The organism is Nocardiopsis halotolerans DSM 44410 (assembly GCF_000341065.1).
In the GTDB taxonomy this organism is placed as follows: Bacteria; Actinomycetota; Actinomycetes; order Streptosporangiales; family Streptosporangiaceae; genus Nocardiopsis; species Nocardiopsis halotolerans.
The window spans coordinates 1-10107 of the sequence record NZ_ANAX01000014.1; the positions used below are offsets into that span (position 1 = coordinate 1).

General features: G+C 72.1%; 5 protein-coding genes. All 5 read right to left on the minus strand.

The genetic code is table 11. The features are described from left to right. A partial coding sequence (locus tag D455_RS0100915) for a TM0106 family RecB-like putative nuclease (RefSeq protein ID WP_017568881.1) occupies window positions 1–3591 on the minus strand: 3591 nt, incomplete at its 3' end. 217 nt (window positions 3592–3808) lie between these two features. Then, window positions 3809–5581 carry an ABC transporter ATP-binding protein gene (locus D455_RS0100920; RefSeq protein WP_017568882.1) on the minus strand — a complete coding sequence of 591 codons (1773 nt, stop codon included), beginning with the start codon at window positions 5579–5581 and terminating at the stop codon, window positions 3809–3811. Continuing rightward, a complete protein-coding gene (locus D455_RS0100925) occupies window positions 5578–7419 on the minus strand; it encodes an ABC transporter ATP-binding protein (RefSeq protein ID WP_040684237.1) in 1842 nt (613 codons plus the stop codon). Before D455_RS0100925 ends, D455_RS0100920 begins: the two co-directional genes overlap by 4 nt. A 781-nt stretch (window positions 7420–8200) precedes the next feature. Continuing rightward, window positions 8201–8923 carry a septal ring lytic transglycosylase RlpA family protein gene (locus D455_RS35745; protein WP_026122189.1) on the minus strand — a complete coding sequence of 241 codons (723 nt, stop codon included), beginning with the start codon at window positions 8921–8923 and terminating at the stop codon, window positions 8201–8203. A gap of 218 nt (window positions 8924–9141) precedes the next feature. After that, window positions 9142–10107 (minus strand): protein-tyrosine phosphatase family protein (locus D455_RS0100935; RefSeq protein ID WP_017568885.1); only part of this gene is annotated, 966 nt, incomplete at its 5' end.

Genomic DNA, 10107 nt, shown 5'->3' on the forward strand with positions numbered 1-10107 from the left:
GGGGGTCCAGGGGCGGGCGCCCTGGACCAGGTGGGTGAAGGAGGCCAGCAGGCGTAGTTCGTCGATGCTGCGGGGGGTGGTGGTGAGCAGGTCGGGTGAGAAGACCACCGCCGCGAGGAGTTGGGCGCGCGAGAGTGCGACGTTGAGGCGGTTGCGGTCCAGGACGAAGGCGGTGCCGCGGCTGGCCTCGGCGGCGTTGGAGGTGGTCATGGAGCAGATGACGGCGGCGGCTTCCTGGCCCTGGAAGCGGTCGACGGTGCCCACGCGTACCCCTTCCAGGGCGGGGGTGGTGTGGGCGGCCTGGGTCAGCGCGTGGCGTAGGGCGCGTACCTGGAGGTTGTAGGGGGCGACCACGAGGATGTCGTGTCCGGTCAGGGGCCGGGGGTCGTGGTCGGGTCCGGGGGTGAGTTTGTCGGTGACCAGGCGTTGGGCGATCTCGACCACGGCCCGGACCTCTTCGGGGCTGTGGGTGGTGCGGCCCCGGTGGGTGGTGGGGTGGGTGTACACGCCTGGGGTGAGGGTGTCCAGGGTGCGGTGGGTGGTGGTGGGGTGGGCGTGTAGGCGGCCCTGGTAGGACAGGGCGGAGACGGTGGCGCACACGGCCGGGTGCATGCGGCGGGTCTGGTCGAGGAAGTAGCCGCGGGCGGGGTCGATGATCTGGCGTGCGCCCATGAGGTGTTGCAGGGCGGAGGCGTCGGCGCCTTCGCCGTGGGTGCCCTGGACGACCTGGGGCAGTTGTTGGGGGTCTCCGAGCAGGACGAGGTTGTGGGCGGCGGCGGAGACGGCGAGGGTGTCGGCCAGGGCGAACTGTCCGGCCTCGTCGATGATGAGTACGTCCAGGGGGTCGGCGATCATGGCGGCGTTGGACATGGCCCAGGCGGTGCCGCCGATGAGGACGGGGTGGGCCTGGGCGGTGTGTTTGGTGCGCCAGGTGGCCAGGGCCTGGGGGGTGGAGGGCTGTTCCCAGGGTGTGTGGGCCTCGTCGGTGTCCTTCTTGCGTCCTTTGGCGCGTTTGGCGGCGGGCAGGTCGACTCCGGCCTCCCGGGCGGCGCGCAGGGCGGCGGTCATGACGTTCTCGACGGCTTTGTGGCTGGTGGAGCACACGCCCACGCTCTTGCCCTGGCGGGCCAGGTGGGTGATGAGTTGGGCGGCCAGGTAGGTTTTTCCGGCGCCGGGCGGGCCCTGCACGGCCAGGTAGGAGCCGTCCAGGCGGTCCACGGCGGCGATGGTGGCGGCGATGGTGTCGTCGTCGTGGTGGGCGGGGTCGGGTAGGGGGCCGGGCGGGTTCAGGCGGGGCGGGAGGCGGCGTACCACGTCCAGGCCGGGGTGGTGGGGCCAGTCGGGCAGGTGGTCCAGGGCGGTGCGGGCCACCGTTTCCAGGGCGCCGTCCTTGGGTGCGGGGTTGACCGGGGAGCCGGGCAGGACGGCGACGGGGGGCCGGGAGTGGGTCTCGTCGGGGTCGCGGGTCTCGGTGATGGTCAGCGTGTCGGCGTCGGCGCCTGAGATGGTGGCGGTGTGGGTGGTGGCGGCCTGGCCGGGGGCGCCGGGGTAGAGCAGGTGGACGTCCTGGCCGGGGGTGAAGGGGTGGGGGTGGGCGGTGTCCAGGCGCAGGGAGAGTTCGCGGCGGGACTTGCGCTGGCGTCCGCTGGGTTCGGTCCACTCCCCCGCGTGGACCTGCCAGGGAACGGCGCAGTCGGTGTCGGATTCGAGGTCGGTCAGGGGTGCGCTGGTGCGGCGGAAGTGTTCGCGCCAGGGGGGTAGGTTCTCGCGCTGGTAGTAGCCGACCAGGGCGGCCAGTTGGGCGCGGGTGTGGTGGTCGTCGTCGCGTTCGTCGGCCCGGTCGGGGACCTGGTCGAGCAGGGGCTGGGTGAGGGCGGCGTGGCGGGCGGCCTTCTCGGCGCGTTTGCGGGCGCGTTCGGCTTCGGCGTCGGTGAGTTCGAGTTGGATCGAGGGGCGGTCGGTGATGCCCTGGTGGGTGCGGTGGTCCTCCAGCCAGTCGCGCAGGCGTGCGGTGGAGTGGCAGTCGTCGCGGTTGTAGGCGGCGATGTCGGCCAGGACCTGGGCGGCCTGGTCGGTGTGTCCGTTCTCGGTGGCCGTCAGGTAGGCGGCGTAGGCGTCGATGCTGGAGGTGGCGGTGGTGACGCCTCCGGAGCGGGTGGCGGGCAGGTAGAGGGGTTCGAGGTACTTGATGGAGTAGGAGCGCTGGGACACGCGCAGGCTCTTGCGTACGACGGTGTACAGGTCCACCAGGCGGTTCTCGCGCAGGAGCCGGTTGACCTCCTCCTCGCGGGTGGCGAATTCGGAGCTCAGGTGTTTGAGGCGGTCCACCTCGTAGGAGGCGTAGTGGTAGACGTGGGCGCCGGGGTCGGTGTCGATGCGTTCGGTGGCGAAGTCGACGAAGTCCTCCAGGGCCTTCTTCTCCTGGGCGCGGTCGTGGGCCCAGAAGGCGTGGAAGGTCTCGGTGCCGTGTTCGTCCTCGGTGGTGGCGCCGAAGAGGTATTCCAGGCCGCGTTCGCCCTCGCGGGAGTGGTAGGGGTAGCCCTCCATGTCGAAGAAGACGTCGCCGGGGCTGGGGGCGGGCAGGCTGGCCAGGCCGTCGGGGGCGAAGACCTCGGCGGTGACGGTGCCCTGGGGGTTGGTGGGGGTGCGGGTGTGGTCCTGGCGTACCTGGAGGGCGGCTTGGGCGCGGAGTTGGTCGAAGGAGCGGCGGGGCAGGGTGGGTGGGCGCTGGGTGTCGTCGGCGTGGGCGAGGGCGTCGATGGTGGTCAGGCCCGCGTCGGTGAGTTTGGTGGCCTGGTCGGTGCGGAGTCCGGCGACCAGGGACAGGTGGCGGGCGGCGGTGCGTCCCTGGGTGCACCAGGTCTGGTAGCCGCAGCCCTCGCAGGCGGGGCGGGGGTCGCCCCAGGTGGGGGTGGGCAGGGCGGGGGTGTGGGTCAGGCGGTTGAGCAGGCGGGTGGTGACGGTGGTCAGGATGGGGGTGAAGTCGGCGGTGTTCAGGGTGTGGGTGTGGCCGTCGCCGGTGAGCAGGTGCATGTGGTGGGGGGTGTGGCCGGTGGCGACGGTGACGGCGTGGGCGTAGGCGGCCAGTTGGATGACGGCGCCGGGTCCGGGGCGGCGGGCGAGTTTGGTGTCCCAGGGTTCGTAGGTCCAGGTGGGGGGTGTGGGGGTGCGGGTGTGGCCGGTGGTGGGGTCGATGTCGGAGCGGATGAGGAAGTCGGCGCGGCCGTGGAAGGCCACCGGGGGTGTGGTGTGGCTGGTGGTGGTGAGGCGGTGGTGGAAGCTGCCCTGGTAGATGACGGGGGCTCCGGCGGCCATGGCCTGGGTGGTGGCGTGTGCGGCGGCGGTCAGGGAGGCGTCGTCGGGTTTGGGGTCGGGGATGTGGGTGACTTCGACCAGGGCGCTGAGGCGTTCGAGTTCGGCCTGTTCGTGGGCCAGGCCGTGGTGGGCGATGAGCGGGTCGATGTCGGCGGGGGTGGGGGCGCCTTCCACGCGTGCGGCCAGTGCGGTCTTCAGGGCGCTGCGGTGGTCGCATTCGAGGGTGTCGACGAGGTCGGTGGGTGAGACGACCCAGCCGGTGGTGGTGCGGAACACGCCCCTGCTCCCCTTGTGTGTTGGTGGTGGGTGTTGGGGATTGTGCCATGAAGTGGTGACGTGTGGGGGCTCACACGCGTGGTGGGGTTGGTGTGGTCTTGGGAGGGGGCGTTGTGTTCCTTCTGGGAAGTCTTGTCCGTTCTTCTCGCACGCGGGTCCACCCCGGTCACGGCATGGGTGTCTTCCTCCTTTGGCGCCCCAGGTCCGACACGTTCGCTCAGAGGAAGTACCGGGCCTGGAGGCGGAACAGTTCGGCGTAGAGCCCGCCTGCCCGGCTCAGCGTGTCGTGGGTGCCGGTCTCGGCGACCCGGCCGCCGTCCAGGACCACGATGAGATCAGCCGCCCGGGCGGTGGTGAAGCGGTGTGTGACGAGGACGGTCACGCCGCCCTCCTGGCGGCTCAGGGTGGCGTACCGCTGGAACAGCCGTTCCTCGGCCCGCGCGTCGAGGCTGGAGGTGGGCTCGTCCAGGATGCGCAGCAGTGGTGCCTGCCGCATGGCTGCCCGGGCGTTGGCGACCGTCTGCCACTGGCCGCCGGACAGTTCCTTGCCGTCCCACGATGTGCGGCCGAGTCGGGTGCGCAGGCCCTCGGGCAGCGAGGCCAGGAGCCTGTCGCCGCCGGCTGTCCGCAGTGCTTGGAGGATGCGCTCCGGGTCGTCGCGGTGTTCGAGTCGGCCCAGCCCGATCGTGTCTTGCAGGGACATCTCGATGTGTACCGGGTCCTGGAAGGCCGCCGTGATCTGTGCGCGCCACTGGTCGGGGGCCAGGTGCGCCAGGTCGGTTCCGTCCACCAGGATGCGCCCTTGGCTGGGACGGTGGAGGCCGCTGAGCATCTTGACCAGCGTTGACTTGCCCGCACCGTTCTCACCGACCAGGGCCACCACGGTGCCTGCCGGGAGGTCGAGGTCGATGTCGCTCAGCGTTGGCTGGTCGCGGTTCCAGTACCGGAAGCCGAGCCCCTCCACCCTGATGCCCTCGTCCAGCTGGTCGGGCACCGGCACCTGCGTGGTCGGCGTGAGGGCCGTCCGCTCGGCGGTGCCCTCCTCCACCACGTCGAGGAAGGCCCGGGTCGCCCGGAGCGACTCCAGTGTCCAAAAGGACAGGTTCAGCAGGCTCTGTACCTGGCCGGTGATCTGGCTGCTGACGGCGACGGCCGCGATGATGAGGCCGAGCGGGGCGTCGCCGGCCAGGCCTGCCCGCACCATCAGGGTGACGGCCATCGCGTAGGCCAGCACGAACAGCAGCCAGGCCAGCGCGACCGGGACCCGGGCCCGCCGGTCGGTGCGGGCGATGTCTTGGCCTGCGGCGTCCCACTCCTGGCGGTGTCTGCGCCGCAGTTCGCCCGCCAGTCCGAAGAGGCGTGTCTCGCGGCCGGGTGCGGCTGTTGTGGCGAGTGTGAACAGGTGAAGGGCCAGTCGGGTTCGGGGTGTGGCACGCTCCACGGCCTGTCCGCGTTTTTTGTCCGCCGCCTGAGTGGCCAGTACCGCGGGGACGGCGAAGAGCGGCAGTAGGGCCAGGACGGGAACGACCGAGGCCATCAGGACGGCCGAGGTGATCAGGGCCAGTGCGGCTCCGGCCAGCCACATCAGCCGGTCGAAGCCCGGTCCGATCTCGCCCCGCGCGCCGCGGACCATCGCCGCCCTGTCGGAGCGGCTCGAACGCTCGTGGACCTCCAGTGTCGGTGTCGTGCCGACCACGTCGATGAACTGGCGTTCGACTTCGTTGTGGATTTCCTCCTGTAGGCGCAGGCGGGTGAAGTAGCCGGCGATGAAGGTGCCCTGGGTGAGCATGACGAAGACCGCCACACCCAGGGCGAGTGCCAGCAGGCCGCTGGTCGAGTTTTCGCTCGCCACCTGGCTGAACAGTCCGATCGCCACGGCGAGGCCGATTCCGGTGGCCTGTTCGAGGAGCGCCACCGCCACCACGGTCAGGGAGCGGAACCGGTCGATGCGGGGTCCGGTGGTCAGGACGAAACGCAGGGCGCTGATCACGACGGTGTCTCCTCGAAACGCTTCGACTGCAGACGGAACAACTCGGCGTACCGGCCCTGGGCACGGATCAGTTCGGCGTGTGTGCCGTCCTCGACGATGCGGCCCTGGTCGAGCACGATCACCCGTTCCGCCTTGCGCACGGTCGCGAACCGATGGGAGATCGCGATGGTCGTGGCCCCCGCGGTGAGTTCGTGGAAGGTGTCGTAGAGCTGGGCCTCGGCGCGAACGTCCAGGCTCGCGGCCGGCTCGTCCATGATCAGGAGCCGGGCGCCGTGCCGCAGGCCGAACAGTGCCCGGGCGATGGCGATGCGTTGCCACTCGCCGCCCGAGGCGTCGACCCCGCCCGTGTACGCACTGGACATCACCGTGTCCCAGCCTCGGGGAAGTCCTTCGATGAACGTCAGCAGTCCGGCCTGTCGCGCCACGGCCCGCAGGCCCTCCTCGTCGTCCGCATGCGCCAGGGAACCGAAGGCGATGTTGTCCCGCACGGTCAGCTCGTAGCGGCCGAAGTCCTGGAAGACGGCGACCACCTGGCGCTGCCAGCTCCGCCGGTTGGCGTCCTCGACCGAAACCCCACCGGCGCGCACGCGCCCCCCGCTCGGAGCGTCCAGACCGGCGAGCAGCCGGGCCAGCGTCGTCTTGCCGGCCCCGTTGAGGCCGACGATGGCCAGCGACTGACCCGCGGGAACGTCGAGGTCGATGCCGTGCAGCACCTCGTCCCCGGCGCCGCCGCCGTACCGGAAGCGCAGATCCTCACAGGAGACGTTCGCGACCGGCGCCGCCCAGGCTGCGGTGGTGTCCGGCTCATCCGGTGGCGTCACGACCGGGAAGGAGAACGCCTCTGCGGCCGCCTTCGAGCCGAAGCTGGTGCGAAGGTCGTCCTCGTCCGCCCGGAGTACCTGGAGCAGTGCCCGCAGGGCGAGGCCGCCGATTGCCAGGTCGCCCACCGTCGTGCCTGTGGTGGCGGCCCGGTGGGCCAGGTAGTGGAAGACCGAGGCGACCGTGAGGCCGGTGACCACGACGACCACGACGGCGAACAGGCGGTGCTCACGCCGTCGCCGCCAGACCTGGGTCATGTTCACGCGCCATTGCGAGTGGTAGGCGTCGCGGAAGAAGGTCGTGAGGCCGAAGAGGCGTACTTCTCGGGCCGCGTCCGGTGTGGTCGGCACGTCGCGCAGGTAGGAGGTGCGGCGGAGCTTCTTCGTCTGGTTCACGGTCTCCACGACAGCGGTCCGGTAGTTGCGGACCAGCCGGAAGTGGAGCACGGCGAACACGGCGAAGACGATGAGCCCGAGCCCCCAGGTGACCTGGGTGAGCAGAGCCGCGGAGCCGACGCCGGTCACCCACAGCGAGGCCTTGGTGGAGAGGCCGAAGACCGCTTCCCCGGGTGGCATGTCGATGGTTCCGTTGCCCCGGGCCCGCCCGAGCCGGTCCAGGTAGGCGGGGTCCTGCAGGTGGCCGATGGTCGCCGGTTCCGAGGCGGCGGTCATCACGCGTTCGCTCAGTCGTCCGGTGACCCTGCGGCCGAGGGCACGTCCCAGGGCCGTCCGCGTCGACTCGGCGATGTGGGCGAGGAAGAACAGCATGACGGTGAGGGCGATCCAGCGGTAGCACTCCCGCGCTGCCGGGGTGTTCAGTCCCTGGCCGATGGCCGAGGTGAGCCCGTCCACCAGTTGGCCGATGCCGATGGTGATGCCGACCGGTGCCGCTCCGGCGAGGACGGCCAGCACCGTGGTCAGGGTGGCCGTGCCCGGTGCCACGGAGAAGGAGTACCGGATCAGGGTGGGCGTCACCCATCGCGTGGCCGGGGGCGGTAGCCGGCTCGTGTCCGCGCTCACGCTTGCTCCTGGTCGTTGGGGGTGCGGGTGATCATGCTCTGCGTTTGGCGGGGAGCCGACCACGAGGTCGCGTCGTGACGGGCTGTGGTGGTGGCTCTTGGTGCCAGGTGGGCTGAGTGATCGGGCGCATGGGGGGTGATGCGCATGGGGGCCTTTCGGGGGGGCGGTCCTGCCTTGCGGGCGGGCAGGGGCCGGGGGTCGGCGAGGAGCACGTTACGGGGGGAGCGCTCGGGGCGCGACGGGTTTTCCGGCGGCGGGCCGTGGTCCTTCGTGTGCGCCGGACAGGGCGGCGGGTGTTGGCCCATGCCCACGTTGAGGGGGCCCGCGCGGGCGAAGGCGGGCGGTGGTCGCTGTCCGGCTCGGCCCACGCCGAGAGAGCTGTGGGGCGGGGAAGGGGGACGCCGCGGTGCGGCCGTTGGGCGTCGACGAGGTGGTCGGCCGGGTTCGCGCCCGGGTGGCCTGGTAGGGCACCTCCCGTGCCCGCAGCGCCCTGGACGGGCGCTGCCCGGCGCGGGTCTGGGAGGGCGAAGGGCGGCCCTGCCCGGCCGGGGCGCTGCGCAGCATGGGCGGGTCGCCCGGTGGGCAGGGCACGCTCGGCGTGGCCGGGTGCGGGCGCCGTTCCAGGTCGGGGGTGGTGAGCCGGTGGCATGGGGCGGCCCGGGGTCGCTCGCGCTCCAGGCTGGGGTCGGCCGCCACCCGGGGCCGGGGTGTGCGCCGACCCCGTGTCGGGGACGGCGGGCTTTGGGGTGAGGGGCCGCAGTGAAGGCCCCGAGGGCGCTGTCTAGCCCACGACCTGCCATTCGACCTGGCCGACACCGGCTCCGGTGCCGATGATCTGGTCGAAGGCGGCGGTGGACAGGTCCAGGCAGCGGCCGTCGACGTAGGGGCCGCGGTCGTTGATGCGCACGGTCACGGACGCGCCGTTGTCGGGGTTGGTGACGCGGACCTGGGTGCCGAAGGGCAGGGTCTTGTGGGCGGCGGTCATGGCGTTGGGGTCGAAGGTCTCACCGTTGGCGGTGGGGCGTCCGGCGAAGTCGGTGCCGTAGAAGGAGGCCTGGCAGGTGCCGCCCTGTCCGGTGGACTCGCTCTCCCCGCCGGTGTCGGTGGCGGGTTCCTCGGGTTCTTCGGTCTCCTCGGGTTCTTCGAGGATGTCGGAGGCGTCGGTGCTGGAGTGCTGGGTGGCGGAGGTGACGGCCTCCTCGGCGCGCTGGTGCAGCTGCTCGCTGTTGGTGGGTGCGGCGTCGTCGGCGACCAGGGGGTCGGGGTCGGCGTCGGGGACGCTGGCGCTGTTGGCGGCGGCGCCCGGGTCGGTTCCGGAGCCGGTGGCGATGACGGCCGCGGTGGCGGTGCCCGCCACCAGGAGTGCCGCTCCGGTGGCCGAGGCCAGGATCAGGGTGCGTTTGCGGCGGGAGCGTTTGGCGGCCACGCGGGGGCCGACGGGCGCCTGGGCTTGGGTGGCGCCTTCTTCTTCGACCGGTGGGGTCTGGGGCTGGTCTGTGCCCACGACGGGAGTCCTTCGAACGGGAATCAGGGCGTGGCGGTGGGTGTGCTCTCCGGTGTGCGCGGTCGCCGTGGTGGGACGCGCGGTGGGTGTGGCGCCCTGGGTGCGGGAGGGCGCGGGGTGGGGAGCGGGGCCGCCGGATGCTGCGCGGGGTTCTGGGCGCAGATCCTAGGGGTAACGCGAGGGTAACGGTACCGGAAAGGGGTGGTTTGTGGAACTTGTCACCCAGTGATGTGGGGTTCGGGCAGTTCGGGGCGTCGGGGTGGGATGCCGTCGGGGAAGAGGACGGAGGCGGGGTCGGGCAGGTCCAGGCCGCTGAGTCGGGCGATGGCGGTGGACAGGCTGGGGTTGTCCAGGTGTCCGCCGACGGTGCGGATCATGGTGGCCAGGGTGGGCAGGACGGGTGCGCCCAGGGCGGTGACGGCGTAGCGGGTGGCCACGGCCGGGGTGCGTGAGGCGCCCGCCCAGCAGTGCAGCAGGACGCGTTTGCCCTCCGAGCGCAGGGTGGCGACCGCGACGGCGGCCTCGTCGAGGGTGAAGTGCAGGTTGGGGTTGGCGTCCGCGCTGTCGTGCAGCCACACCCTGACCCAGTCGGGGTCGGGTAGGTGGGGTGCGTCGCTGGGGTGGGTGCGGCACAGCGAGACGGCGGCGTCGACGGTGTCGGGGTGGGCGCGCAGGTGGTCGAGGTTGCCCAGGAGGACGCCGGGGTCCAGGGGGTGGGGGACGGCGAAGGGTGGCAGGCGGCGGGGGTGGTCGACCAGGACGGGGTGTTCGGGCCACAGGGTGGGGTGGGGGCCGCGGGCGGTGGTCAGGGCGGCGGTGGTCAGGGTGTGGGGGTCGGTGGTCTCGGACAGGCGGCGCAGGGCGTGGACGGGGATGGCGGAGGCGCCCCACAGGGCGGCGGCCAGGGTGCCGGTGTACAGGGCGGCCTGGTCTCCCGCGCTGGTGTGGGCGGCCCAGACGGCTTCGGTGAGGTGGGTGCAGGCGAAGGAGCCGTGGGCGGGGTCGTGGCGGGGGTGGCGGGTGCGTGTCAGGGCGCGCCAGGAGGCGCCCAGGGGGTCGTCGGCGGCGGTGTGTTCCAGGGCGGGTGCGCTGGGGGGCGGGGTGCCGGTGCGGGTGGTGGTGCGCAGGACCTGGGTCCAGGCGTGCTGGACGGGGTCGGCGGGCGGGTGGGGCGGGGTGGGGGG